At 71.1% G+C, this 26,441-nt stretch carries 25 protein-coding genes; 17 read left to right on the top strand and 8 right to left on the bottom strand.

Going from position 1 to position 26,441, the window contains the following annotated elements:
• Nucleotides 1–74: 74 nt before the first annotated feature.
• Nucleotides 75–1,007, top strand: a complete 933-nt coding sequence (locus ACTJKO_RS09040; protein WP_440687857.1) for an NADP-dependent oxidoreductase — start codon at nt 75–77, stop codon at nt 1,005–1,007.
• Between the two features lie 62 nt (nt 1,008–1,069).
• Nucleotides 1,070–1,627, top strand: coding sequence for a DUF805 domain-containing protein (locus tag ACTJKO_RS09035; RefSeq protein ID WP_440687855.1), 558 nt, complete (start codon nt 1,070–1,072; stop codon nt 1,625–1,627).
• Between the two features lie 78 nt (nt 1,628–1,705).
• On the opposite strand, the gene ACTJKO_RS09030 is transcribed toward ACTJKO_RS09035, so the two are convergent.
• The 6 genes from ACTJKO_RS09030 to ACTJKO_RS09005 all read right to left on the bottom strand — a co-directional run bounded on the left by ACTJKO_RS09030 (nt 1,706) and on the right by ACTJKO_RS09005 (nt 7,278).
• Nucleotides 1,706–2,350 (bottom strand): TNT domain-containing protein, encoded by a 645-nt coding sequence (locus ACTJKO_RS09030; protein WP_440687853.1) that lies wholly within the window; start codon nt 2,348–2,350, stop codon nt 1,706–1,708.
• A 52-nt stretch (nt 2,351–2,402) separates the two neighbouring features.
• Nucleotides 2,403–3,176 carry a succinate dehydrogenase iron-sulfur subunit gene (locus ACTJKO_RS09025; protein ID WP_440687851.1) on the bottom strand — a complete coding sequence of 258 codons (774 nt, stop codon included), beginning with the start codon at nt 3,174–3,176 and terminating at the stop codon, nt 2,403–2,405.
• A gap of 1 nt (nt 3,177) precedes the next feature.
• Complete coding sequence (gene sdhA, locus ACTJKO_RS09020) at nt 3,178–4,971, bottom strand: succinate dehydrogenase flavoprotein subunit (RefSeq protein ID WP_440687849.1); 1,794 nt, start codon at nt 4,969–4,971, stop codon at nt 3,178–3,180.
• Between the two features lie 83 nt (nt 4,972–5,054).
• The gene (sdhD, locus tag ACTJKO_RS09015) at nt 5,055–5,501 is read right to left on the bottom strand and encodes a succinate dehydrogenase, hydrophobic membrane anchor protein (RefSeq protein WP_440687847.1); all 447 of its coding nucleotides are present in this window, start codon (nt 5,499–5,501) and stop codon (nt 5,055–5,057) included.
• A gap of 12 nt (nt 5,502–5,513) precedes the next feature.
• Nucleotides 5,514–5,963, bottom strand: coding sequence for a succinate dehydrogenase, cytochrome b556 subunit (gene sdhC, locus ACTJKO_RS09010; RefSeq protein WP_440688012.1), 450 nt, complete (start codon nt 5,961–5,963; stop codon nt 5,514–5,516).
• 76 nt (nt 5,964–6,039) lie between these two features.
• Nucleotides 6,040–7,278 (bottom strand): glycosyltransferase family 4 protein, encoded by a 1,239-nt coding sequence (locus tag ACTJKO_RS09005; protein WP_440687845.1) that lies wholly within the window; start codon nt 7,276–7,278, stop codon nt 6,040–6,042.
• 184 nt (nt 7,279–7,462) lie between these two features.
• Between ACTJKO_RS09005 and ACTJKO_RS09000 the strand changes: the two genes are divergently transcribed.
• From ACTJKO_RS09000 to ACTJKO_RS08940, 13 genes are all read left to right on the top strand, one after another.
• Nucleotides 7,463–8,578 (top strand): mannose-1-phosphate guanylyltransferase, encoded by a 1,116-nt coding sequence (locus ACTJKO_RS09000; protein ID WP_440687843.1) that lies wholly within the window; start codon nt 7,463–7,465, stop codon nt 8,576–8,578.
• A gap of 209 nt (nt 8,579–8,787) precedes the next feature.
• The gene (locus ACTJKO_RS08995) at nt 8,788–9,861 is read left to right on the top strand and encodes a BMP family lipoprotein (protein WP_440687841.1); all 1,074 of its coding nucleotides are present in this window, start codon (nt 8,788–8,790) and stop codon (nt 9,859–9,861) included.
• 73 nt (nt 9,862–9,934) lie between these two features.
• The gene (locus tag ACTJKO_RS08990) at nt 9,935–11,455 is read left to right on the top strand and encodes an ABC transporter ATP-binding protein (protein WP_440687839.1); all 1,521 of its coding nucleotides are present in this window, start codon (nt 9,935–9,937) and stop codon (nt 11,453–11,455) included.
• Nucleotides 11,452–12,828 carry an ABC transporter permease gene (locus ACTJKO_RS08985; RefSeq protein ID WP_440687837.1) on the top strand — a complete coding sequence of 459 codons (1,377 nt, stop codon included), beginning with the start codon at nt 11,452–11,454 and terminating at the stop codon, nt 12,826–12,828. Before ACTJKO_RS08990 ends, ACTJKO_RS08985 begins: the two co-directional genes overlap by 4 nt.
• A gap of 5 nt (nt 12,829–12,833) precedes the next feature.
• Complete coding sequence (locus tag ACTJKO_RS08980) at nt 12,834–14,114, top strand: ABC transporter permease (RefSeq protein ID WP_440687835.1); 1,281 nt, start codon at nt 12,834–12,836, stop codon at nt 14,112–14,114.
• Between the two features lie 97 nt (nt 14,115–14,211).
• On the top strand, nt 14,212–14,679 hold the full coding sequence (locus ACTJKO_RS08975) for a cytidine deaminase (protein ID WP_440688010.1): 468 nt from the start codon (nt 14,212–14,214) through the stop codon (nt 14,677–14,679).
• A gap of 1 nt (nt 14,680) precedes the next feature.
• Nucleotides 14,681–15,970 carry a thymidine phosphorylase gene (locus ACTJKO_RS08970; RefSeq protein ID WP_440687833.1) on the top strand — a complete coding sequence of 430 codons (1,290 nt, stop codon included), beginning with the start codon at nt 14,681–14,683 and terminating at the stop codon, nt 15,968–15,970.
• 118 nt (nt 15,971–16,088) lie between these two features.
• Nucleotides 16,089–17,201: an adenosine deaminase gene (locus ACTJKO_RS08965; RefSeq protein WP_440687831.1), complete on the top strand. Its 1,113-nt coding sequence runs from the start codon at nt 16,089–16,091 to the stop codon at nt 17,199–17,201.
• A 3-nt stretch (nt 17,202–17,204) separates the two neighbouring features.
• On the top strand, nt 17,205–17,651 hold the full coding sequence (locus ACTJKO_RS08960) for a PTS sugar transporter subunit IIA (protein WP_440687829.1): 447 nt from the start codon (nt 17,205–17,207) through the stop codon (nt 17,649–17,651).
• Nucleotides 17,648–17,926 carry a PTS sugar transporter subunit IIB gene (locus tag ACTJKO_RS08955; RefSeq protein WP_440687827.1) on the top strand — a complete coding sequence of 93 codons (279 nt, stop codon included), beginning with the start codon at nt 17,648–17,650 and terminating at the stop codon, nt 17,924–17,926. The genes ACTJKO_RS08960 and ACTJKO_RS08955 overlap by 4 nt, the downstream gene beginning before the upstream one ends.
• A 31-nt stretch (nt 17,927–17,957) precedes the next feature.
• Complete coding sequence (locus ACTJKO_RS08950) at nt 17,958–18,785, top strand: purine-nucleoside phosphorylase (protein WP_440687825.1); 828 nt, start codon at nt 17,958–17,960, stop codon at nt 18,783–18,785.
• On the top strand, nt 18,782–20,446 hold the full coding sequence (locus ACTJKO_RS08945; protein WP_440687823.1) for a phospho-sugar mutase: 1,665 nt from the start codon (nt 18,782–18,784) through the stop codon (nt 20,444–20,446). The genes ACTJKO_RS08950 and ACTJKO_RS08945 overlap by 4 nt, the downstream gene beginning before the upstream one ends.
• Nucleotides 20,447–20,620: 174 nt before the next feature.
• A complete protein-coding gene (locus ACTJKO_RS08940) occupies nt 20,621–21,556 on the top strand; it encodes a hypothetical protein (protein WP_440687821.1) in 936 nt (311 codons plus the stop codon).
• Between the two features lie 115 nt (nt 21,557–21,671).
• Here the strand turns inward: ACTJKO_RS08940 and ACTJKO_RS08935 are convergent, their stop codons facing one another.
• Both ACTJKO_RS08935 and ACTJKO_RS08930 read right to left on the bottom strand, forming a co-directional pair.
• Nucleotides 21,672–23,444, bottom strand: coding sequence for an acetyl/propionyl/methylcrotonyl-CoA carboxylase subunit alpha (locus tag ACTJKO_RS08935; protein ID WP_440687819.1), 1,773 nt, complete (start codon nt 23,442–23,444; stop codon nt 21,672–21,674).
• A gap of 79 nt (nt 23,445–23,523) precedes the next feature.
• Complete coding sequence (locus tag ACTJKO_RS08930; protein ID WP_440687817.1) at nt 23,524–24,312, bottom strand: Maf family protein; 789 nt, start codon at nt 24,310–24,312, stop codon at nt 23,524–23,526.
• 14 nt (nt 24,313–24,326) lie between these two features.
• Between ACTJKO_RS08930 and ACTJKO_RS08925 the strand changes: the two genes are divergently transcribed.
• Nucleotides 24,327–25,586, top strand: a complete 1,260-nt coding sequence (locus ACTJKO_RS08925) for a class I SAM-dependent RNA methyltransferase (RefSeq protein WP_440687815.1) — start codon at nt 24,327–24,329, stop codon at nt 25,584–25,586.
• 139 nt (nt 25,587–25,725) lie between these two features.
• A complete protein-coding gene (locus ACTJKO_RS08920) occupies nt 25,726–26,439 on the top strand; it encodes a response regulator transcription factor (RefSeq protein WP_440687813.1) in 714 nt (237 codons plus the stop codon).
• Nucleotides 26,440–26,441 lie beyond the last annotated feature (2 nt).

The raw sequence follows: 26,441 nt of genomic DNA, 5'->3' as shown, positions 1-26,441 counted from the left end.
CGCCTCCAGTCCGTTCCGGGGTCGCGCGCGGCAGCGTCGGTCCGCGTCCGGGTCGCGCGCGTAGCGTCGGCACCATGACGAAGCACTGGGTGGCCCCGCGGTTCGGCGGCAGCGAAGTCCTCGAGTACGTCGATGCGGAAGTTCCCGCGCCCGGACCCGGCGAGGTGACGATCGCGGTCCGCGCCGCCGGCATGAACCCCGCGGACACGAAGCACACCCGGCAGGGGGACCCGTCCGACCTCCCGATCGCGATCGGCTACGAGGTCGCCGGCGTCATCAGCGCCGTCGGTCCCGACACCGAGATCGCTTCCGGCGGGGGAGCGGTCGGCGACGAGGTCCTCGCCTTCCGCGTCGAGGGCGGCTGGACCGAGCAGCTCACCGTCCCCGCACGTGACGTCTTCGCCAAGCCCGGATCGCTCGGGTTCCCCGAGGCGGCCAACCTCCTCCTGGCGGGGACCACCGCCGCCGACATGCTGCGGGTCACCCGGGCGGAGGGTCGCGACACGGTCCTCGTGCACGGCGCCGCCGGTGCGGTCGGGGTCAGCCTGCTCCAACAACTGCGACTGCTCGGCGCACACGTCATCGGCACCGCGTCCGAGCGCAACGCCGACACGGTCCGGCGGTACGGCGGCGAGTGGGTCGCGTACGGCGACGGCCTGGAGGCGCGGGTGCGGGACCTCGCACCGTCCGGCGTCGACGTGGCGCTGGACTGCGTGGGCACCGACGAGGCCGTCGACGTGTCACTCGCGCTGGTCGCCGACCGGAGCCGCATCGTCACCATCGCGGCCTTCGGTCGTGCCCAGGCGGACGGCATCCGGGCCATCGGCGGCGCCCAACCGGAGAGCAAGGCCTTCCGGGACTCCGTCCGCCAGCGGCTCATCGACCTCGCTGCGGCCGGCCGACTCGAGGTGCCGGTCGCCCGGACGTTCCCGCTCGCCGAGGCGAAGGCGGCCGCGGAGCTGCTGGAATCGCAGCACCCGGGCGGGAAGCTCGCGCTCATCGTGTGACGGCGGGCCGCGGTTCTGGTTGACTCTGGTTCGTACTTCAGCCAACACCCGAGGGGGAGACCATGAGCGACCAGTACCCGCCGCAGAACCCGTACGGCCAGCAGCCGTACGGCCAGAACCCGTACGGCCAGCAGCCCGCGCCGACCGGCCCCGGGGGTGAGCCGCCGCTGTGGGCGCCCTGGTACGGCATCTCCTTCGGCGCTGCGATCAAGCGGTTCTTCAAGAAGTACGTGCGCTTCGACGGCCGCGCGAGCCGGAGCGAGTTCTGGTGGTGGTACCTCGCGAACGTCATCGTCTTCGCGGTGCTGTACGCGATCTACGGCATCGGCGCCGCCACCTCCGAGTACCGCACCGAGTCCATCGGGTACTCCACGACGGCGGTGATGACCTCGCCGTCAGCGCTGTACATCATCGGGAGCATCCTCATCGGCATCTGGGGTCTGGCGATCCTGATCCCGTCCCTCGCGATCGCATGGCGACGCCTGCACGACGCGAACTTCGCGGGGCCGTTCATCTTCCTCGGCCTCATCCCCATCGTCGGCGGCATCATCCTGCTCGTCTTCTACCTGCTGCCGTCGAAGCCGGAGGGTGCACGCTTCGACCAGCCGCAGCGCGGCTGACCAGCCCACGAACGGAAGCAGCTCGCGCCACGGATCCCGTGGCGCGAGCTGCTTCGTTCGTCGGTGGGACCGCCGGGGTCAGACCACCCGCAGGCGCGAGAGCGAGCCGTCCACGACGAGGTCGCGCACCGTGACGGACGGGTCCGCCGTCTGGAAGCGGAGCGCGCCTCCCGGCTGCTCGAACCAGGGCTGCACGAACCGGACCGTCACGAGGAACGGGCGCTCGACGAGGTAGCGGTGCGTCTCCGGTGCGGACACGACGTGCGGGGGGAGCGACCGCTGCGGCAGCGGCGTGTCGAGCGGGTGCAGCAGGTACCCGTCCGGACCGCCCACCCGGTCCACCGGGACCCCCGCGGGGATCTGGATGGTGAGTCCCTGCTCCCCGGCCTGCGCCACCTGCTGCGCGAGCTGCGGGTAGGTCGACGCCGCGCGGTCCCGGAGCCCGTCGAGCTCGTACCGCGGGATGTCGCGCGGCGCGGGGAACGGCCGGTTGAGGAAACGACGGAGCATCTCCACCGCGTCCTCTTCCCCGCGAGCGGTCGCGAGCCGCCGTGCGGTCCCGTAGTCGACGACCTCGAGCGCGAAGTCTCCCGCGTGCTCGGTCGGGACGACGCGCAGGGCGCCCTCGACGGGAGGCTCGTGCAGGGTCTCCCCGGGGAGCTGCACGTAGCGGATCGTGTAGCCGAGCTGGTCGAGGATGGGGCGGGTGTCCGCGAACGTCATGGAGCGGAGCCTATCGGTGGTGTCTCTGGTGAGTCTTGGACGATGCCGAGCGTCAGGCCCGGCCCCGCATGACGGCCTGCTTGACCTCCGCGATCGCCTTCGTGACCTGGATGCCACGCGGGCAGGCGTCGGTGCAGTTGAAGGTCGTGCGGCAGCGCCACACGCCCTCCTTGTCGTTGAGGATGTCGAGGCGCACGTTCGCCGCGTCGTCGCGCGAGTCGAAGATGAAGCGGTGCGCGTTGACGATGGCGGCGGGGCCGAAGTACTGCCCGTCCGTCCAGAACACCGGGCACGACGAGGTGCACGCGGCGCAGAGGATGCACTTCGTGGTGTCGTCGAAGCGGGCGCGGTCGGCGACCGACTGGACGCGCTCCTTGCCCTTCTCCGGAGCGGAGTTCGCCTGCAGGAAGGGCTGGACCTCGCGGTAGGACTTGAAGAACGGCTCCATGTCGACGACGAGGTCCTTCTCGAGCGGCAGGCCCTTGATCGCCTCGACGTAGATCGGCTTCGACACGTCGAGGTCCTTGATGAGGGTCTTGCACGCGAGCCGGTTGCGGCCGTTGATGCGCATCGCGTCGGACCCGCAGACGCCGTGGGCGCAGGAGCGACGGAACGTCAGCGAACCGTCCTGCTCCCACTTGATCTTGTGCAGCGCGTCGAGGATGCGGTCCGTCGGGAGCATCATGACGTCGAAGTCCTGCCAGCGCGGCTCGTCGTCCACGTCCGGGTCGAAGCGCCGGATGATCACCGTGACGGGGAACGATCCGGGAGGTGCGTCCTGCACGGTGGTGGTGCGCGGCGCGTCGGAGACCAGGGTGTCGGTCATCTCAATACTTCCTCTCCATCGGCTGGTACCGCGTCACGACGACTGGTTTCCAGTCGAGGGTGATGTGGTCGTCGGCGAGTGACGAGTGCGGGTCGCCCGTCAGGTACGCCATGGTGTGCTGCATGTAGTTCTCGTCGTCGCGCTTCGGGTAGTCGTCGCGCATGTGCCCCCCGCGGGACTCCTTGCGGTTCCGGGCGGAGAAGACGACCACCTCGGCGAGGTCGAGCAGGAACCCGAGTTCGACGGCCTCGAGCAGGTCGGTGTTGAACCGCTTGCCCTTGTCCTGCACGGACACCTGCAGGAACCGCTCGCGGAGCTCGTGGATGGTCTCGGTCATCTTGCCGAGGGACTCGTCGGTGCGGAACACCTGCGCGTTCTTGTCCATCTCGTCCTGGAGCTCCTTGCGCAGCACCGCGATGCGCTCGGTACCGGTGGAGGCGCGGAGCTGGTCGAGCATGTCGCGCACGCCCTGCTCGGGGTGCTCGGGGAGCGGGAGGAACTCGGCGGTCTTGACCCACTCGGCCGCGTTGTTGCCGGAGCGCTTGCCGAACACGTTGATGTCGAGGAGCGAGTTCGTGCCGAGTCGGTTCGATCCGTGCACGGAGACGCACGCGCACTCGCCGGCGGCGTAGAGGCCGGGGACGACGGTGGTGTTGTCGTACAGGACCTCGGCATCGGTGTTCGTGGGGATGCCGCCCATCGCGTAGTGCGCGGTCGGCATCACCGGGACCGGCTCGACGACCGGGTCGACACCGAGGTAGGTGCGGGCGAACTCGGTGATGTCCGGCAGCTTCGTCTCGAGCACCTCGGCGCCGAGGTGGGTGCAGTCGAGCAGGACGTAGTCCTTGTTCGGTCCGGCACCGCGGCCCTCTGCGACCTCCTGCACCATGCACCGGGCGACGATGTCGCGCGGGGCGAGGTCCTTGATGGTCGGGGCGTACCGCTCCATGAACCGCTCGCCCGAGGCGTTGCGGAGGATCGCGCCCTCACCGCGGGCGCCCTCCGTGAGGAGGATGCCGAGCCCGGCGAGCCCGGTCGGGTGGAACTGGAAGAACTCCATGTCCTCGAGCGGCAGGCCCTTCCGCCACACGATGCCGACGCCGTCACCGGTGAGGGTGTGCGCGTTCGAGGTGGTCTTGTACATCTTCCCGAAGCCGCCGGTCGCGAAGATCATCGCCTTGGCGTGGAAGACGTGCAGGTCACCGGTCGCGAGCTCGTACGCGACGACCCCGGCGGGCTGCTTCCGGGTGACGTCGTCGTCGCCCGTGACGTCCACCATGATGAGGTCGAGCGCGTAGAACTCGTTGAAGAAGTTCACCCCGAGCTTGACGCAGTTCTGGAACAGCGTCTGCAGGATCATGTGGCCGGTGCGGTCGGCGGCGTAGCAGGCCCGGCGGACGGGGGACTTGCCGTGGTCCCGGGTGTGGCCGCCGAACCGCCGCTGGTCGATCTTCCCCTCGGGCGTCCGGTTGAACGGCAGGCCCATGTTCTCGAGGTCGATGACCGCGTCGATGGCCTCCTTCGCGAGGATCTCGGCGGCGTCCTGGTCGACGAGGTAGTCGCCGCCCTTGATCGTGTCGAAGGTGTGCCACTCCCACGAGTCCTCCTCGACGTTCGCGAGCGCCGCCGCCATGCCGCCCTGGGCCGCACCGGTGTGCGAGCGCGTCGGGTACAGCTTCGAGATGACGGCCGTCTTCGCCTTCGGACCGGCCTCGATGGCGGCGCGCATGCCGGCACCGCCCGCGCCGATGATGACGATGTCGAACTGGTGGTGGTGAACGGTGGTCTCGGTCACTGGGGCCTTTCAGGAAGTGGTGGCCGCGCCGGCAGGGGTGTGGACGGCGGGCGGGGAGGAGGTCGCTGCGACGCTGCGGGCGACTACCGCGCCGGGCAGAACGACGGCAGGTCCGCGGCGGCGGCGCCGGCGGGGCACGGGTCGAAGGTCCAGCACACGAGCAGGCCGAGCACGACGAGCACGACGCACGCGATGAGGATCGCGACGAGGAGCGTCTTCCGGATGCCCGGCTTCGAGACGTAGTCGTTGACGATCGTCCGCATGCCGTTCGAGCCGTGGATCAGCGCGAGGACGAGCATGAGGGAGTCCCACACCTGCCAGAACGGCGACGCCCACTTGCCGGCGACGAACGCGAAGTCGATCTGCTTGACGCCCTCGCCCGCCACCATGTTGACGAAGAGGTGGCCGAAGATCAGCACGACGAGCAGGACGCCCGAGCCGCGCATGTAGATCCAGCCCCACTTCTCCCAGTTGGTCGTGCGGCGGGCTGCTGCTGCCGAGCGCGGGGGCTCGATGGTCTGCGTGGTCATCTTCGTTGTCCCCTAGTGGAAGTCCGCGACGAGGTTCATGAGCTGGCGCGGCAGGAAGCCGGCGATGGCGATGACCCAGAGGGCGATCACGATCCAGAACATGGCGCGCTGGTACTTCGGGCCCTTCGACCAGAAGTCGATGAGGATGATCCGGAGACCGTTGAACGCGTGGAACACGATCGCCATCACGAGCGCGATCTCGCCGAGGTTCATGATGGGGGTCTTGTACGTGCCGATGACCGCGTTGTACGCCTCGGGGGAGAGCCGCACGAGGGCGGTGTCGAGGATGTGCACGAGCAGGAAGAAGTAGATCGCGACGCCGGTGATCCGGTGCAGCACCCAGGACCACATGCCCGTGGATCCGCGGTAGAGCGTCCCTTGCGGTGTCCGAGAGGCCCGTGGTGCCTCGATCGTCACCTCGGGCACGGCGGTCGCCGTACCCCCTGCGGTCTGCTCGGCCATGAGCTCGCCCTCCCATAGGACGGGCTCGCCGATCGGCGAGCCCTTGCCGTTCGTGTTCGTTCGGAACACGACCATCCTATGCGCGCGCGCTGACCTTCTCGTTCCACTCGACCCGCGCACCCCGTGTCGTGGCGGGCGGCGCGCCGATCGTGCGCGCGGTCTCGTGGTGTGCGAGCAGCTGGTCGCCGATCGCCTCCCACGTGGTGCCCTCGACGCGCAGGCGTCCGGCGGACCCCATGCGCTCGGCGAGGGCCCGGTCCTGGTGGAGCCGCAGCACGGCGCGCCGGAGGGCCTGCGGTTCGTCCGGGTCGTACAGCTCACCGTCGAGACCGGGCGCGACGAGGTCGACCGGCCCGCCGGCGGCGGGCGCGATGACGGGGAGTCCGCTGGCGTGCGCCTCCTGCAGGGTCTGCCCGAAGGTCTCGGCGGGTCCCGTGTGCACGAACACGTCCAGGGTCGCGTAGGCGTCGGCCAGCGCGTCGCCGCGGAGCGGGCCGGTGAAGGTGACGTCCAGGTGGCGGAGTCGGCGCTCGAGCGCGGCTCGGGAGGGACCCCCGCCCGCGACCACGATCCGGATGCCCGGGATGCCGCCGAGTTCGGCGAGCCGTTCGACCTCCTTCTCCGGTGCGAGCCGCCCCACGTACCCCACGATGGTCTCGCCGCCCGGGGCGAGTCGCCGCCGGAGCGCGCGGACGTGCGGGGAGGTGCGGCGGGCCGGGTGGAACAGCTCGGTGTCGACGCCCCGTCCCCAGCGCGCGACGCGGGGCACGCCGTCCTCGGCGAGCATCGCGGCGGTCGCGCTGGACGGGGCGAGCGTCAGCGACGCGCCGGCGTGGATCCGCCCGAGGATCTTCCGCACCAGCGGGACGGTCGCGGTCAGGCCGTTGCGGCGGGCGAACCCGGCCACGTCGGTCTGGAAGACGGCGACGGAGGGGATGCCGAGCCTCCCGGCCGCCGTGATGGCGCGACCGCCGAGCAGGAACGGGCTGGCCGCGTGCAGCACGTCGGCGCCGGAGGCGGCGAGGATCGTGTCGAGCACCGGGTGGGGGAGTGCCACCGGGAACTGCCGGTACGCCACCGCGGGGATGCGGTGGACGTCGAAGGAGCGGTAGCGCTCGACGGCGGTCCGGGACCGGAACTGCGCGATGCCGGGTGTGTCGGGTGCGATGACGACCGCGCGGTGGCCGCGGCGCTCCAGGTGGTCGAGGACCGCCAGGACGCTGGTGGTCACGCCGTTGAGGGTGGGCAGGAAGCTCTCGGTCACGACGGCGACGGTCCGTTGGGACGTGCCGCGCTCCACGCTGCGTGCGTTCATGGCGAGGCCCATGTTCCGCGCGCCGCGTGACCCGACGGGGCCGTCGACGTGAACGGGGCGCGCGCACGGGGTGAACACGACGTGCTCCCGGGCACACGCGAGCCCGGTCGGTGCGGAGGTCCGCGTGCGGGAACCGTGCGGGGGACGTCCAGCCTCCCCGCGGGCGGACCGGTACGGTGAGCGGGTGGCAGATGCACTCGAGGACTTCTACGCGATCATCCCCGCCGGGGGCATCGGATCGCGTTTGTGGCCGTTGTCGCGCGCGGACGCACCGAAGTTCCTGCACGACCTGACCGGCTCCGGCACCTCGCTGCTCCGGCAGACGTGGGACCGTCTCGCCCCGCTCGCCGGCGACCAGCGGATCATGGTCGTCACCGGTCGTGCCCACCGGGCCGCCGTCGAGGCGCAGCTGCCGGGCGTCGCCGACCACAACGTCGTGCTCGAGAGCGAGCCGAAGGACTCCACCGCCGCCATCGGCCTCGCGGCGGCCATCCTCCGACGCCGCGAACCGGACGTCGTCATCGGGTCGTTCGCCGCCGACCACGTCATCGGGGACGCCCGGGGCTTCCGCCGCTCCGTGCGCGAGGCGGTCGCCGCCGCCCGGGCCGGGTACGTCACGACGATCGGCATCACGCCGACCGAACCCGCGATCGGCTTCGGCTACATCCACGCGCACGGCGACACCCTCGGCATCGACGGGGCACCCACCGCGCATGCCGTCCGGTCGTTCGTCGAGAAGCCCGACCTCGACACGGCGCGCTCGTACGTCGAGCAGGGCACGTACCTCTGGAACGCCGGCATGTTCATCGCCCGCGCCGACGTCCTGCTCGCCGAGATCGGCCGGACGAAGCCCGAGCTGCTCGCCGGGCTCGAGGAGCTCGCCGACGCCTGGGACACCTCGGCGCGCGGCGCCGTCGTCGACGCGGTGTGGCCCGGACTCGAGAAGATCGCGATCGACTACACCGTCGCGGAGCCGGCCGCCGCCGCGGGGCGCATGGCGGTCGTGCCCGGCGACTTCGACTGGGATGACGTCGGCGATTTCGCCTCCCTGGCCAAGCTGCAGTCCGGCGGTCGCGCGAACAACCTCGCGGTGCTCGGCGACGGCGCCCGGATCCTCGCGGACTCGGCGAGCGGCATCGTCGTCTCGCACAGCCAGCGGCTCATCTCGCTCATCGGCGTCGAGGACATCGTCGTCGTGGACACCCCGGACGCCCTGCTCGTCACCACGAGCGCGAACGCCCAGCGGGTCAAGGGTGTGGTGGACGCACTGAAGATCAGCGGTCGCGGGGACGTGCTGTAGCGCTCCATCACGAAAAGCGCTTGACGTCCCTCGAACTGGGGGTCCGAGCGGGACGTCCCGTTACGGGCGCGTTACGGTGCGGTCGCGATCCCGTAACCGATCCGGCGGGGGCTCGGATGGGGTTCTGTACCGGTCGGACTGTCGTGTACTGTCGCCACGATCGCCCGGAACCGCAGCTCCGGGCCTACGCCCCCGGAGGAATCCCCCAAGTGTCATCCCGCACCCGCAAGATCGCGCTCAGTGGCCTCGCGCTCGTCGGCACCGTTGCCGTGCTCGCCGGCTGCTCCGCCGCCCCGTCCGACAACGCCTCGGCCAAGAAGACCGACTTCCGTCCCTGCATGGTCTCGGACTCCGGCGGCTTCGACGACAAGTCCTTCAACCAGCTCGGCTACGAGGGTCTGCAGGACGCCGCCAAGGAACTCGGCGCGACCTACAAGTCGGCCGAGTCGAAGGACTCCACGGTCTACGACTCGAACATCGAGCAGCTCATCAACCAGAACTGCAAGCTCGTGGTGACCGTCGGCTTCAACCTCGCGGACGCGACCAAGAAGCAGGCCGCCGCGAACCCCGACACCGAGTTCGCCATCATCGACGACAACTCGATCAAGGCCAAGAACGTCAAGCCGATCACCTTCGACACGTCGCAGGCGGCGTTCCTCGCCGGCTACGCGGCCGCGTCCTACTCGAAGACCGGCGTCGTCGGCACCTTCGGCGGCATGCAGATCCCGACGGTCACCATCTTCATGGACGGCTTCGCGGACGGCGTCAAGTACTACAACGAGAAGAAGAAGAAGGACGTCAAGGTCGTCGGCTGGGACGTCGACAGCCAGAAGGGCTCCTTCACCGGCGGCTTCGAGGCCGGCACCCAGGCCAAGGCCGTCGCGCAGACGCTCCTCGACCAGAACGCCGACGTCATCCTGCCCGTCGGTGGCCCGATCTACCAGTCGGCCGCCGAGGCGATCAAGGACGCGAACAACGGTTCCGTCCTGATCGGCGCGGACAGCGACCTCTACGAGGCCGACCCCCGCTACAAGGACATCGCCTTCACCTCGGTCGAGAAGGGCATGCGTCCGGCGACGAAGGAGGTCGTCGAGGAGGCCGCCAAGGGCGACTACTCGAACGAGCCCTACGTCGGCACGCTGAAGAACGACGGCGTCGGCATCGCCCCGTTCCACGACTACTCCTCGAAGGTCGACAAGGGCCTGCAGAGCGAGCTCGACACGATCAAGTCCGGCATCATCGACGGCTCGATCACGGTCAAGACCGAAGCGACCGTCAAGTAACACCACGGATGCGGGCGGGGGATCACTCCTCCGCCCGCATTCCCGTGCCCCGACACGAGGAACATCGCAGCACATGAAGCTCGAACTCCGCGGCATCACCAAGCGGTTCGGATCGCTGGTCGCCAACGACCACATCTCGCTCACCGTCGAGCCGGGAGAGGTCCACTGCCTCCTCGGTGAGAACGGTGCCGGCAAGTCCACCCTCATGAACGTCCTCTACGGGCTGTACCAGGCCGACGAGGGCGAGATCCTCCTGGACGACGTCGTCCAGGACTTCGACGGCCCGGGCGACGCCATGCGCGCCGGGATCGGCATGGTCCACCAGCACTTCATGCTCGTGCCCGTGTTCACGGTGGCCGAGAACGTCATGCTCGGGCAGGAGCAGACCTCCTTCGGCGGTCGCCTCGACCTCGCCGGCGCCCGCCAGCGGGTCCGCGAGATCTCCGACCGGTTCGGGTTCGACGTCGACCCCGACGCCCGTGTGGAGGACCTCCCCGTCGGCGTGCAGCAGCGCGTCGAGATCATCAAGGCGCTGTCCCGGGACGCCAAGGTCCTCGTGTTCGACGAGCCGACCGCCGTCCTCACCCCGCAGGAGACCGACGAGCTCATGGCGATCATGCGCCAGCTGCGCGAGGCCGGCACGGCGATCGTCTTCATCACCCACAAGCTGCGCGAGGTGCGCGAGGTCGCCGACCGCATCACCGTGATCCGGCTCGGCAAGGTCGTCGGCGAGGCATCGCCCACCGCGACGAACAACGAGCTGGCCGCGCTCATGGTCGGCCGTGCCGTCTCCCTCGTCGTCGACAAGACCCCGGCGACCGGCGGCGACGACGCCCTGGTCGTCGACCACCTCACCGTCACCGACCCGTCCGGCGTCGTGCTCGTCGACGACGTCTCGTTCACGGTCCGGCGCGGGGAGATCCTCGCCATCGCCGGCGTGCAGGGCAACGGGCAGACCGAGCTCACCGAGGCGCTCCTCGGCCTCGAGCCGGTGCACGCCGGGCGGATCACGCTCGACGGCGCCGAGGTCACGGGCCGGAGCGTCAAGCAGATCCTCGACGCGGGAGTCGGCTTCGTGCCCGAGGACCGCAAGGAGGACGGGCTCGTCGGCGAGTTCACGATCGCCGAGAACCTCATGCTCGACCGTGCCGACCACGCCGAGTTCGTCCGCGCGGGCACGATCCGCAGTGCCGAGCGCGACGCGTTCGCCGACGAGAAGATCGCCGAGTTCGACATCCGGACCCCGTCCCGCACCACCGCGGCCGGTCGCCTGTCCGGCGGCAACCAGCAGAAGATCGTCCTCGCCCGCGAGCTGAGCCGCGACCTCCGACTGTTCGTCGCGGCGCAGCCCACGCGCGGCATCGACGTCGGCTCGATCGAGTTCGTGCACAAGCGGATCGTCGCCACGCGCGACACCGGCGTCCCGGTCATCGTCGTCTCCACGGAGCTCGACGAGGTCGTGGCCCTCGCCGACCGGATCGCCGTGATGTACCGCGGCGCGATCGTCGGCATCGTGCCCGCCGACACCCCCCGAGACGTCCTCGGCCTCATGATGGCGGGCGAACTGCCCGAAGGAACGGAGCTGGCAGCGTGAGCACCACGCCACCCGACAACAGCGTCAGCAGCACGCAGCCCGACGACGGCGTCAGCAGCACCCAGCTCGACGCGACGGCCCCGGTGACGGACGACCGCCTCCAGGAAGAGGCGTCCACCCCGCACCTCATGACCGACTCCGCCACCGACAGCGAGCGTCGCGCCGGTGGAGGGGACCGGTGGAGCACCGCACTGCAGAGCATCGTGAACGGCTCGGTCCTCGTGACCGTCCTCGCGGTGGTGCTCGCACTCGTCGCGTGCGGCATCCTCATCGCGGTCACCGACGAGAACGTGCGCGCGGCGTCCGCGTACTTCTTCGCTCGACCGACGGACACCTTCCAGGCGATCGGCACCTCGGTCGGCGGCGCGTACTCGTCGCTGTTCCAGGGCTCGGTCATCAACTTCGGCGCGAGCTCGTTCGCGCAGGCCATCGTCCCGATCACCCGTTCGGTCGACTACGCCGTGCCGCTCGTCGCCGCGGGCCTCGGCATCGCGGTGTCGTTCCGCGCGGGGCTGTTCAACATCGGCGGTCAGGGCCAGATCCTCATGGGCGCCGCAGCGGCCGGGTGGGTCGGGTTCTCGTTCGACCTGCCGGCAGCGATCCACATCCCGCTGACGATCATCGCCGGCATCGTCGGCGGTGCGGTGTGGGGCGGCATCGTCGGACTCCTCAAGGCCCGCACGGGCGCGAACGAGGTCGTCCTGACGATCATGCTCAACTACGTGGGGCTGTACCTCGTCAGCTACATGCTCCGCACCCCGGGGCTGCTGCAGGCGAAGGGCAGCCCGAACCCCATCTCGCCGGCCATGAAGGACAGCGCGGTGCTCCCGGCGCTGTTCGGCCCGCGGTACGGCGTCGACCTCGGCTTCATCGTGGCGATCATCGCGGTGGTCGTGGTGTGGTGGCTGCTCAACAAGTCGTCGCTCGGGTTCCGGTTCCGCACCATCGGTGAGAACCCCCGCGCGGCCCGCGTCGCGGGCATGAGCGTCCCCTCGCTCACCATCTGGGTCATGCTCATCTCGGGTGCGCTCGTCGGCATCGCCGGTGCGTACCAGGTGCAGGGCGCCGTCACGAGTGGCTTCACGTCGAACATCGACGCCGGCATCGGCTTCGACGCGATCACCGTGGCGCTGCTCGGCCGCTCGAAGCCGTGGGGCGTGTTCTGGGCGGCGATCCTGTTCGGCGTCCTGAAGAACGGCGGGTACGCCATGCAGGCCGCGAACGGCATCCCGATCGACATCGTCGGGGTCATCCAGGCCCTCATCGTCCTGTTCATCGCGGCCCCGCCGCTCGTCCGCGCGATCTTCCGGATCCCGCAGCCCGGCGCGCGTCGCCGCGCGGGCAAGAACTCCAAGAAGGCGGTCGCAGCGTGAGCACCATGAGCCCCACCGCGGTCCCCGCGCTCCCCGCCGCGGACCGCGCCGTCGAGACCACCAGGAGCTGGAAGGCTCCGATCGCGTACGCCGTGTTCACGGTGCTGGCGATCGTGTTCTTCGGCCTGCTGCACCGCAGCGGCGACGCCACCTTCCGGCTCGCCAACGCGGGTGACTTCATCGCGCTGCCCGACGTGCCGCTGCCCGCGACCGGCACCGGGATCGTCGTCATCGTCCTGCTCGCCCTGGCCACGGTGTTCGCCGCCGTCCAGGTGTCGCGGTACCGCCCGGTCCCGCTGTGGCTGACGGCGGTCTTCGCGGTGCTGTTCGTCATCGGGTTCCTCGCCTGGGCGGCCGCCGGGGCCACCATCCCGGTGCCCGGTCTCCTCGTCGGCGCGCTCGGCCTGAGCGTCCCGCTCGTGTTCGGTGCGCTCGGCGGCGTGATCTCCGAGCGGGTCGGCGTGGTGAACATCGCCATCGAGGGCCAGTTCCTCGCCGGAGCGTTCACCTCGGCGATGATCGGCTCGCTGACCGGCTCGGCGTGGGTCGGACTCGTCGGTGCCCTCGTCGCGGGCGTGCTCGTGTCGTTCGTCCTCGCGGCGTTCAGCATCAAGTACCTCGTCGACCAGGTGATCGTCGGCGTCGTCATCAACGCGTTCGTCTCCGGTCTGACCGGCTTCCTCTACTCGCAGGTGCTCTCACCCGCGGAGCAGACCCTCAACGTCGGCATCCGCTTCCCGACCCTGCCGATCCCGGTGCTGCACCAGATCCCCGTGATCGGTCCGGTCTTCTTCGAGCAGAACGTCATCGTCTACCTGGCGTACATCGCCGTCGCGGTCGTCACCTTCGCGCTGTTCAAGACCCGCTGGGGCCTCCGCCTCCGCGCCGTCGGCGAGCACCCGCAGGCCGCGGACACGGTCGGCATCAACGTGGCGCGCACCCGGTTCTGGAACGTGTCGCTCGCCGGCGCGATCGCCGGTCTCGGTGGCGCGTACTTCACCCTCGGCTCGGTCGGCCCGTTCGCGAAGGACATGACCGCCGGCGCGGGCTACATCGCCCTGGCCGCCGTCATCTTCGGTCGCTGGGACCCGATCCGCGCGACGCTCGCGGCGCTGCTGTTCGGCTTCGCGTCGAACCTGCAGAACGTGCTCGGCTCGATCAACTCGCCCGTCCCGAGCGAGTTCCTGCTCATGCTGCCGTACGTGGTGACGATCTTCGCGGTGGCCGGTCTGGTCGGGCAGGTGCGCGGTCCCGCCGCCTCCGGCAAGCCGTACATCAAGAGTTGACGGCCTGGAGGCGCGACACATGACCGACACGACACCCACGCCCGCCGACGGGCCGGCTCCGACCGACGCACCCGGCTGGGCGGACCCGGCCACCGCCCTGGACGCGACCGGCGGCGGCGCGGCCGCCGACACGACGGACGCGGCCCCGCGCCTCCCGTCCGACGACGTCGACTGGGACGCGCTCCGCGAGGCAGCCACCGCAGCGATGCGGCACGCCTACGTGCCGTACTCGTCGTTCCCGGTGGGCGCCGCAGCGCTCACCGACGACGGCCGGATCGTCTCCGGCTGCAACGTCGAGAACGCGTCGTACGGCGTCACGCTCTGCGCCGAGTGCTCGCTCGTGTCCCAGCTGCACATGACCGGGGGCGGCAAGCTCGTCGCCTTCGCGTGCGTCGACGGCGACGGGGCGACGCTCATGCCGTGCGGGCGCTGCCGCCAGTTGTTGTTCGAGCACTCGGCCGAGGGCATGCTCCTCGAGACCGTCTCCGGCATCCGCACCATCGACGAGGTCCTGCCCGACGCCTTCGGCCCGCGCACCCTCGCCACCTACCAGCAGGAGCACTGACATGGCCGTCGAGCCGTTCGACACCGTCGACCTCATCCGCACCAAGCGTTCGGGCGGCGCGCTGGGCACCGCCGAGATCGACTGGCTCGTCGACGCGTACACGCGCGGCTACGTCGAGGACCCGCAGATGGCGGCGCTCGCGATGGCGATCTTCCTGAACGGGATGGAGCGACGCGAGATCAAGGACCTCACGCTCGCGATGATCGCGTCGGGGGAGCGGATGTCGTTCTCCTCGCTCGGCAAGACGACCGTCGACAAGCACTCGACGGGTGGCGTCGGTGACAAGATCACGCTGCCGCTCGCACCGCTCGTCGCGTCGTTCGGCGTCGCCGTGCCGCAGCTGTCGGGCCGCGGGCTCGGGCACACCGGCGGGACGCTGGACAAGCTCGAGTCGATCCCGGGCTGGCAGGCGTCCGTCTCGAACGACCGCATGATGGAGGTGCTCCGCGACGTCGGGGCGGTCATCTGCGCCGCGGGGTCCGGACTCGCCCCCGCCGACAAGAAGCTCTACGCCCTGCGGGACATCACCGGGACGGTCGAGTGCATCCCGCTCATCGCGTCGAGCATCATGTCGAAGAAGATCGCCGAGGGAACCGGGGCGCTCGTGCTCGACGTGAAGTTCGGCTCCGGAGCGTTCATGCCGACCTACGAGGCGTCGCGCGAGCTCGCGCAGACGATGGTCGACCTCGGGAACGACGCCGGCGTCCGGACGTCGGCGCTCCTGACCGACATGGAGGTCCCGCTCGGCCGGACGATCGGCAACGCGCTGGAGGTGCGCGAATCCGTCGAGGTGCTCGCCGGCGGCGGCCCGGCCGACGTGGTGGACCTGACGGTCGCGCTCGCGACCGAGATGCTGACGCTCGCCGGGCTGCCGGACGCCGACCCCGCCGCAGCGCTGGCCGACGGCCGGGCCATGGACACCTGGCGGCGGATGATCGAGGCGCAGGGCGGCGACCCGGCCGCCACGTTGCCGGTCGCCCGTGAACAGCACGTCGTCACCGCCCCAGCGTCCGGCGTGCTCGTCCAGCAGGACGCCCTGCCGTTCGGGGTGTCGGCCTGGCGTCTCGGCGCCGGCCGTGCCCGCGCGGAGGACCCGGTGCAGGCCGGTGCCGGCATCGAACTGCACGTGAAGCCCGGGGACGCCGTCGTCGAGGGCCAGCCGCTGTGGACGCTGCACACCGACGACGGAGCTCGGATCCCGCGCGCGCTCGAGTCGCTCGAGGGTGCGTGGTCGATCGGGACGACCGCGCCGGAGCGCGGGCCGATCGTCCGGGAGCGCATCGCGGGCTGAACGCGCAGCGCGCGGACGGGAGGCTCCCCACGGCCCTGTGGGGAGCCTCCAGCCCGGCTCGTGCTCTGTTGTGCACAGGTCCCTGCGCGAGCACGGTGACCACCGATAGCCTGGGGGCATGAGCGCCGACGCCCCGACCTACCGCCTGCCCGACGCCGGAGCGGTCATCAACGACCTGCCGAAGGTCTCGCTGCACGACCACCTCGACGGCGGGCTCCGGCCGGCCACCATCATCGAGCTGGCTGCCGACGCCGGGGTCGAGCTCCCCGTGGCGGAACCGGACGCACTGGGGACGTGGTTCGCCGACCAGTCGAACTCCGGGTCGCTCGTCGAGTACCTCAAGACGTTCGACGTCACCACCGCCGTCATGCAGACCGAGGCCGGCCTGCACCGCGTCGCGAAGGAGTTCGTCGAGGACCTCGTCGCCGACGGCGTCGTCTACGGCGAGGTGCGTTGGGCGCCGGAGCAGCACCTCCAGGCCGGGCTGACCCTCGACCAGACGGTCGAGGCGGTCCAGGCGGGCATCGAGGAAGCGGTGGACGCCGCTGGTGGTCGCATCCGTGTCGGCCAGCTCGTCACGGCGATGCGGCACGCCGACCGTGCGCTCGAGATCGCCGAGCTCGCCGTCCGGCACCGTGACCGCGGCGTCGTCGGGTTCGACATCGCCGGGGCCGAAGCCGGGTTCCCCGCGTCGAACCACCGTGCCGCGTTCGACTACCTCGCGTCCGAGCTGTTCCCCGTCACCGTGCACGCGGGTGAAGCGGACGGCCTCGCGTCGATCCGGTCCGCGCTGGTCGACGGGCGCGCCCTGCGCCTCGGCCACGGCGTCCGGATCTTCGAGGACATCACCCTCTCCGACGCGGGCGACGGCTCCACCCTCGCGTCCCTCGGCGAGGTGGCCTCGTGGGTGCGCGACCGTGAGATCCCGCTCGAGGTGTCGCCGTCCTCCAACCTGCAGACCGGCGCGGTCGCGGCGTGGGGCGACGACCTCGCCGACCACCCGTTCGACGTGCTCTACCAGCTCGGCTTCCGCGTCACGGTGAACACGGACAACCGCCTGATGAGCGGCACCTCGCTCTCGCGAGAGCTCTCGCTGCTCGCCGGCACCGTCGGCTACGACCTCGACGACCTCGCGGCGTTCCAGATCAACGCGGCGCTCGGGTCGTTCCTGCCGCTCGAGGACCGCGAAGAGATCATCGCCACCATCACGGCCGGCCACCAGGAGGCGTAGGGCATGCCACTCCCGCCGCTGCCGGACGCCGCCGTCGTGCTCGGGGCCACCGCGTCCTCGTGGCGCGAGGCGCTCCGGCTCGCCGGCGGTGCCCTCGTGTCGTCGGGGGCCACGACCGATGCGTACACCGACGCCATGATCGCCCTCGTCGACGAGCACGGGCCGTACATCGTCATCTCGCCGGGGCTCGCCTTCGCGCACGCCCGTCCGGGGCCCGCGGTGCTCGCCGACGGACTCTCCGTGGTGACCCTCGACGAGCCCGTGTCGTTCGGCCACCCGCACAACGACCCGGTCCGGGTGGTCCTCGGCCTGGCGGTCGCGGGGGTCGGAGCGCACCTCGAGTCCATCGGGGAGATCGCGAACCTGTTCAACGACGCCACCGTGACCGGGCGGATCGCGGCGGCGACCACGGCGGACGAGGTCCGCGCGATCATGGGAGCCTCCGCATGAAGATCGTCACCATCTGCGGCGCCGGCATCGGGTCGAGCGGCATCCTCAAGGTGAACGCCGAGAAGGCCCTCGACGCCCTCGGGCTGCAGGCCTCCGTGGTCGCCGCGGACATCGCGTCCGTGCGACACGCGGCGGAGGACGCCAACGTCATCCTGACCAGCCAGGAGTTCGTCGACGCGATCGGCGACACCTACGCGGAGGTCATCGTGATCCGGAACCACTTCGACCAGGGCGAGATCACGGCCGCGGTCGACCGGGCGCTCGGGGAGCACTGAGCGGCGACGCGCCTGCCTCTAGCATTGGGGCATGAGCACGGAGAACCCGCTGAACGACCCCACCGCCGACCCGTTCGAGGTCGCACGTGACGCCGCCGAGGCCATCGCCTCGAAGTCGGGGATCGAGCGACACGACATCGCCCTGACCCTCGGCTCCGGATGGGGCAAGGCCGCAGACCTCATCGGTGAGACCGTGTCCGAGATCCCCGCGTCCGAGGTGCCCGGTTTCAGCGCCTCCGCCGTGCCCGGGCACTCCGGCACGGTCCGATCCATCCGGCTCGCCGACGGTCGCCACGCGCTCGTCATCGGTGCCCGGACGCACTACTACGAGGGACACGGCGTCCGCCGCGTCGTGCACAGCGTCCGCACCGCTGCGGCGACCGGTGCGTCGATCATGGTGCTGACGAACGGTGCCGGTGGCATCAAGGAGCACTGGAAGCCGGGGACCCCCGTGCTCATCAGCGACCACATCAACCTCACCGCCGACAGCCCGCTCGAGGGGGCGACGTTCGTCGACCTGACCGACCTGTACTCGGCGCGGTTGCGCGAGGTGGCGAAGTCGATCGACCCGACCCTCGACGAGGGCGTCTACACGCAGTTCCGGGGCCCGCACTACGAGACTCCGGCCGAGGTCCAGATGGCGAAGACCATCGGCGGGCACATCGTCGGCATGTCGACCGCGCTCGAGGCCATCGCGGCGCGTCAGGCGGGCATGGAGATCCTGGGCTTCTCGCTCATCACCAACCTCGCCGCCGGCATCCAGAAGACGCCGCTGTCGCACGCCGAGGTGCTCGAGGCCGGCAAGGAAGCGGAGCCGGTCATCGCCGACCTGCTCGCCCGGGTGGTGACGGCGCTGTGACGACCGACCTGGCTGCCGTGCTCGCCGCCGCCCGGTCCTGGGCTGCCCAGGACCCCGACGACGAGACGCGCGGCGAGCTCGAGGCAGCGATCGCCGCTGCCGCCGACGGTCGGGGCGCCGAGGCCGAGGCGCTGGCAGCACGCTTCGGCGGACGGCTGGCGTTCGGTACCGCCGGGCTCCGTGCCGAGCTCGGCTACGGGCCGCTCCGGATGAACCGCGTCGTGGTCACGCAGGCGGCGGCCGGCCTCGCACGCTTCCTCATCGACACCGGTCGGCAGCGCAGCGTGGTCATCGGCTACGACGGCCGGGTCAACTCGGACGTGTTCGCGCGGGACTCCGCCGAGGTGATGCGTGGGCTCGGTCTCCAGGTCACCCTGCTGCCGTCGGCGCTCCCCACGCCCGTGCTCGCCTTCGCGGTCCGGCACCTCGGCGTCGGCGCCGGTGTGATGGTCACCGCCAGCCACAACCCGCCCCGCGACAACGGCTACAAGGTCTACCTCGGCGGGGACGACGAGGGGTCCCAGATCGTGCCGCCGGTCGACGGCGAGATCGCGGACGCCATCCACGCGGTCGCCGCCGGCTCGATCACCGACCTGCCGCGCTCGTCCGACTACACGGTCGCGCCGTCCGGACTGGTGGACGCCTACGTCGCCGCGACGGCCGCGACCGTCGAGGCGCCGGCGCTCGAACCCGCATCGCAGCCGACGGTCGTCTACACGGCGATGCACGGCGTCGGGTGGGAGACGGCGCGGGCGGTGTTCCACGCTGCCGGGTACGCCGAGCCGGTGACCGTCCCCGAACAGATCGAGCCCGACGGTGCCTTCCCGACCGTGTCGTTCCCGAACCCCGAGGAACCGGGTGCGATGGACCTGGCGATCGCCCGCGGCGTGTCGGTCGGGGCGGACCTCGTCATCGCGAACGACCCCGACGCGGACCGGCTCGCACTCGCGATCCCGGACGGTTCCGGATCGTTCCGTCGGCTCTCCGGCAACGAGGTCGGCTGGCTGCTCGGCTGGCGCGCCGCGACACGCGCGTCCTCGTCGGGCCGCACCGGCACCCTCGCGGCGTCGATCGTCTCGTCGCCGGCACTGTCCCGCGTCGCCGCGCGCCACGGCCTGGAGTACCGCGACACCCTGACCGGCTTCAAGTGGGTCTCGCGGGTGCCGGGTCTGCTCTTCGGTTACGAGGAGGCGCTGGGCTACCTCGTCGACCCCGAGGTCGTCCGCGACAAGGACGGCATCTCGGCGGCACTCTCGCTGCTCGACCTGGCCACCGAGCTCGCCGCCTCCGGCTCGTCGATCGCCGGACAGCTCGACGCGTTCGCGGCGGAGTTCGGGGCGTTCGCCTCGGGGCAGGTGGCGACCCGCGTGGACGACCTCTCCCGCATCGGGACGATCATGGCGGCGCTGCGCACGAGCCCGCCGACCTCGCTGGCAGGTGTCGACGTGCTCGCCACCACCGACTACCTCGACGGCGTCGCGGGCTTCCCGCCGTCGGACATCCTGCGCTACGACCTCGCCGGGGACGCCCGGGTGATCGTCCGCCCGAGCGGCACGGAGCCGAAGGTGAAGGTGTACATCGACACCGTCGCCGCGACCGCCGCCGAGGCGCAGTCGCTCGTCGACACCCTCGCGGACGCGGTGCGCCCCCTCGTGTCGTAGCGGGCGCCCCCGCCCCGTCGAACCACGAATCCGACGTCGAACCAGCCCCCGGGTCTTGTTCGACGTCGGATTCGTGGTTCTACCTCCGACGCGCGGCGCCGGTGAGCGGCGTCGGTTGTCCACAGATGTGGTCGACGGCTCCAGTCAGACGCGGTCCAGCAGCACGCTCGTGCCATGGCTGTCCCCGAAGTCCTCGCGGTCCACCCCGATCCGGCAGCGGCGCGCATGCAGCAGCGGGCCGTCCGGGACGGGCGGCTGATCCGCGTCGGCCACGGCTCCTTCGTCCGCCGCGAGGACTGGGAACGCGCGAGCACGTGGGAGCAGCACATCGCACGTGCGGTCGCGGTGCACGCTGTCGCACCTCGCGTGGTGGTGTCGCACGCCTCGGCCAGCATCATCCACCGCCTCCCGTGGATCCAGCCGGCACCGGATCGCGTCACCGTACTCGACCCCCTCCGGAGCACGTCGCAACGGACGCGCTTCGCCGACAAGGCCGCAGGAGCCGGACGTCCTCAACGGTCCGTGCTCGTCGCCGGGATCCCCGTCACGACCCTCGTCGACACCGTCGTCGACGTCGCACTCCGGTACGACCGCGCGCGGGCGCTCTCGGTGGCAGACGCGGTGCTGCGTCGTGGGGTCGAGCCCGGCCTGATCCACGACGAGCTGGCCGCCCGGCCATCGGCGCGTGCAGCTCGACGGGCGCGGCAGGTGCTCGAGCTCGCCTCAGCGTCGTCGGAATCCGCGGGGGAGAGCGTGACACACCTCGTGATGCGCGACGTCGGCTGCCCGGCGCCGGTTCAGCAGCACGACTTCCGCGACGCATCGGGCGCGATCGGCCGGGTCGACTTCTGGTTCCCGGACCACGGTGTGATCGTGGAGTTCGACGGACTCGTGAAGTACCGCGACCCCGGGCTCCGCAACGGCAGGTCAGCGGAGGACGTGCTCATCGACGAGAAGATCCGGGAGGACCGGCTCCGCGCGCTGCACGAGGTACGCCGCGTGGTCCGGCCGGTCTGGCGTGACATCGTGCCCGGGGGCCGACTCCCCGCCATGCTCGCCGATGCGGGGCTTCCCGTTCGTCGCGGCGTCCGCACGACGCCGTCGTGGTGAACAGCCGAGCTGGGAACCACGCATCCGACATCGAACCGAGCGCAGCGGCTGGTTCGATGTCGGATGCGTGGTTCGGAGACGCGGACGCCGCCGCGGACGCCGCTCGCGACGCGCGCTACGCGAGCTCGAGCAGCACGTGGCCGGACGAGATCGTCTGGCCGACGGGGGCGTTGAGCGCCGTGACGACGCCGTCGCGCGGGGCAGCGACGGCCTGCTCCATCTTCATCGCCTCGAGCACGACGAGCAGGTCGCCCTTGACCACGGTGTCACCCTCGGCGACCGCGAGCTTCACCACGGTGGCCTGCATCGGGGAGGTCACCGAACCGGACGACGCCAACCCGCCCTTGACGCCGGACGAGCGGCGCTTCGGGGGAGCGGACGGGCCGGCCGGACGACGCCCGGCGGCAGCGCCACCGCCGACGATCGACGGCATGGTGACCTCGATGCGCTTGCCCTGCACCTCGACGACGACCGTCTCGCGCGAGGGCGCGGCGGGCAGCTCCTCGGTGGCGCCGCTCCAGGCGGGGATGTCGTTCTGGAAGTCGGTCTCGATCCACTGCGTGTAGATGGAGAACGGGGTGTCGTCGTCGGTCGCGAACGCCGGGTCGGAGACGACCGCGCGGTGGAACGGCAGGACGGTCGGCAGGCCGGTGACCTCGAACTCGGCGAGCGCGCGCCGGGAACGCTCGAGCGCCTCAGCACGCGAGGATCCGGTGACGACGAGCTTCGCCAGCATCGAGTCGAACGAGCCGGACACGACGTCACCGGAGACGACGCCCGAATCGACGCGGACGCCGGGGCCCGACGGTGCCTTGAACTCGTGCACGGGGCCGGGCGCGGGGAAGAAGTTGCGGCCCGGGTCCTCGCCGTTGATGCGGAACTCGAAGGAGTGCCCGCGCGGTTCCGGGTCCGGGTAGTCCAGCGTTCCGCCCTCGGCGATCCGGAACTGCTCGCGGACGAGGTCGATGCCGGTGACCTCCTCGGAGACGCAGTGCTCGACCTGGAGGCGCGTGTTCACCTCGAGGAACGACACCGTGCCGTCGGAGCCGATGAGGAACTCGCAGGTGCCGGCGCCGAGGTAGCCGACCTCGCGCAGGATCGCCTTCGACGACTCGTACAGCCGTTCCTTCTGCGACTCGGTCAGGTACGGGGCCGGCGCTTCCTCGACGAGCTTCTGGTGCCGACGCTGCAGCGAGCAGTCGCGGGTGGACACCACGACGACGTTGCCGTGCGCGTCCGCGAGGCACTGCGTCTCGACGTGGCGCGGCTTGTCGAGGTACTTCTCGACGAAGCACTCGCCCCGACCGAACGACGCGATCGCCTCGCGCGTGGCGGACTCGAAGAGCTCCTCGATCTGGTCGCGCGACCGCACGACCTTGAGGCCGCGACCGCCGCCACCGAACGCCGCCTTGATCGCGACGGGGAGCCCCACCTCGTCGGCGAACGCGACGACCTCGGAGACGTCCTGCACGGGCTCGATGGTGCCCGGCGCGAGCGGCGCGCCGACCTTCTCGGCCACGTGGCGCGCGGAGACCTTGTCGCCGAGCTGCTCGATCGACTCCGGGGATGGGCCGATCCAGGTCAGGCCGGCATCGATGACGGCACGGGCGAAGTCGCCGTTCTCGGCGAGGAACCCGTACCCGGGGTGCACGGCGTCCGCGCCGGAGCGACGGGCGACGGAGATGATCTTCTCGATGGCGAGGTAGGTGTCGGCGCTCGTGGTGCCGTTCAGCGCGTAGGCCTCGTCGGCGAGGCGGGCGTGGAGGGCGTCACGGTCCTGGTCGGCGTAGACCGCGACCGATGCCTTGCCTGCGTCGCGGGCCGCGCGGATGATGCGGACGGCGATCTCGCCGCGGTTCGCGATGAGGACCTTGCTGATACGGGGCATGGTAAGTCAGCGTATTCGTGCATGCGGGCGGTGAATTGACTGGCACCAACAAAGAACATCGCCGAAGAAGTGTGGATGTCTACAGTGCCCAGAGGTCGTGCCAGGCGGTGCCGAAGCCGCGGAGGAGCATGGACCGCAGCACGGGCAGCGACAGCCCGACCACGGCGGAGGGTGCGCCGTCGATCCGCGTGATGTACGCGGCTGCACGGCCGTCGATCGTGAACGCTCCGGCGACCTCGAGCGGTTCGCCGGTCGCGACGTAGGCGTCGATCTCGTCGGCGGACACGTCGTCGGCGAAGGTGAGCACCGCGCTGTCGACCGCGACCACCCGGTCACCGGCGGTGACCATCGTCGACCCGCCGGGCGCGACGGACCCGAGGTGGCCGGCCACGCCGAGCGGTCCGCCGTCCGACGCGTCCACCCGTCGGACGGGAGGCGCGTCACCGGCCCGCCCCGCGCCTCCCGGCCCGTGGGTCGTGTCGCCGTCGCGCCGCCGGTCGATGACACAGTGCCCGCTCCACAGCGTCCCGCCGCCGGCGGCGAGCATCTGGCGCCAACGCTCCCGGGCGACCTCGGGCTCGTGGGGCTTGCCGTAGAGCACCCCCTCGACCTCGAACGCGGAGTCGCCGCCGAAGACGAAGCCGTCGACGGCGGAGCCGGCCACCCGGCCGTCGGCGACCGCGGTCGCCTTCTCGACCGCGAGCATCGCGACGAGCTCCGGACCGGTGAGGTCCCGCCCGAGCGCGTCCGACGCCGCCCGGACCGCCTGGTCCTCGTCGACGCCGGGTGCCACGAGCACCGGCTCGATCCCCGTCTGGGCGAGGAGGGCGCGGCGGGCGGGGGAGGTACTCGCGAGGTACAGACGCATGGGAACATCGAACCATGGCTGAATCCGTCGGAACGCTGCTCGAACTCGACGTCACCGGGATCGCCCACGGCGGCATCTCGGTGGCACGGCACGAGGGGCGCGTGGTGTTCGTCTCGGACGCGGTCCCCGGCGAGCGGGTCGTCGCACGCGTGACGGAGGACCGGAAGAAGTCGTTCTGGCGCGCCGACACGGTGTCGGTGGTCGAACCGAGCGAGCACCGGGTGGACCACGTCTGGCCGGAGGCGGCGCTCGACCGCGACCCCGGGGTGCGTGCCGGCGGCGCCGAGTTCGGGCACATCGCCCTCGCCCACCAGCGCACGCTGAAGCACGACGTGCTCGTCGACGCGTTCGCCCGGTTCGCCCGCACCGACCTCGCCGAGACCCTCGGCCACGACGTCGTCGTCGAGGCCGCTCCCGGTGACGACGAGGCGAACGGGCTCGGTTGGCGCACGCGCGTCCGACTGCACGTCGACGAGGACGGCACCCCCGGACCGTTCGCGGCGCGGTCGCACACCGTCGTGCCGGTCGCGTCGCTGCCGCTCGCGAGCGCCGTCGTGCAGGAGAGTGCCCCGCTCGGGCGCGGCTCGATGCCCGGCGCGTCGGTCATCGACGTCCTCGCACCGTCCGGCTCCGAGGGTGCCCGGCTCGTGATCGACACGCAGTCACCGACGGTCGTCACCGAGACGGTGGGCGAGCGCTCCTTCGCGGTGGACGACAACGGCTTCTGGCAGGTGCACCGGGCGGCTCCGGCCGTGCTGACCGCCGCCGTGCAGGACCTCGTCGACCGCGATCGGCTCGACCCCGAGGGGCAGCACCTGGACCTCTACGGCGGCGTCGGGCTGCTCGCCGCGGCGCTGGGGGACCTCGTCGGACCCAAGGCGCGGCTGACGAGCGTCGAGAGCGCGCCCCGGGCGACCGAGCACGCCCAGGAGAACCTCGCCGAGTGGATCGGTGCCCGCGCCGAGACCGGACGCGTCGACCGCTGGCTGCAGCGCACGGTCGACAGCGTGTCGCAGCAGGAACGCGGACGCCTCCGCGCCGGCACCGTCGTGCTCGACCCGCCCCGATCCGGCGCCGGACGCGAGGTGGTCGTCCAGATCGCCGCGCTGCAGCCCGCACAGGTCGTCTACGTCGCGTGCGATCCGGTCGCCCTGGCACGCGACGTGGCGACGTTCGCCGACCTCGGGTACCGCCTGGAGGCACTGCGCGCGTTCGACCTCTTCCCGCACACCCACCACCTGGAGGCCGTGGCGCGCCTGACGCCCGTCGCCTGACGCCCGCCTCGCCACGACACGGCCGACGGGGCCGTGCACGGGTCGCGCCCCGTTCCTGGGTCCGACCTGGGTATCCTTGGAGCTTGATGACGACCCCGGTATCAGGGACCGGGGCTGCGCATCGACCAGAGAGGCCACCGTGGCAACAGACACGACCACCACCGGGACGACCGGACTGGCGACCAAGCCGGTCCGCGTCGCGATCGTCGACGACCACGAGTCCGTGCGACTCGGGATCCAGGCGGCATGCCAGAACGAGGGGTTCGAGGTGGTGCTCACCGCCGCGAGCGTGCCCGAGTACATCGAGAAGCTCGACGGGCGAGAGGTCGACGTCGTCGTCCTCGACCTGTCGCTGGGCGACGGTTCCACGGTGACGGCGAACGTCAAGGGTGTGCAGGGCACCGGGTCCGCCGTGCTCGTCCACTCGATCGCCGACCGCGTGGCGAACGTGCGCGAGGCGCTCGCCGCCGGTGCGGCCGGGGTGATCCCGAAGTCGTCGGCGACGAAGACCGTGATGGCCGCCGTCGCGACGGTCGCCCGCGGTGACGTGCTGAACAACCTCGAGTGGGCCAGCGCGATCGATGCCGACCGGGACTTCGCGAAGGCGCAGCTCGGTCGTCGCGAGCGCGAGATCCTGCACCTGTACGCCTCCGGCCTGCCGCTCAAGCTCGCAGCCCAGCAGCTCGGCATCGGGTACTCCACGGCGCGTGAGTACCTCGACCGCATCCGCGTGAAGTACGTCGAGGTCGGTCGTCCGGCACCGACGAAGGTCGACCTCCTCCGCCGTGCGGTCGAGGACGGGATCCTCCCCGGGCTCGACTCGGGCATCGACCCCGACGGCGACGGTCGCTGAGC

It is taken from the genome of Curtobacterium sp. 22159, assembly GCF_052045775.1.
GTDB lineage: Bacteria > Actinomycetota > Actinomycetes > Actinomycetales > Microbacteriaceae > Curtobacterium.
The sequence above is the reverse complement of the archived record's forward strand: the minus strand, read 5'-3'. Positions and strand labels throughout refer to the sequence as shown.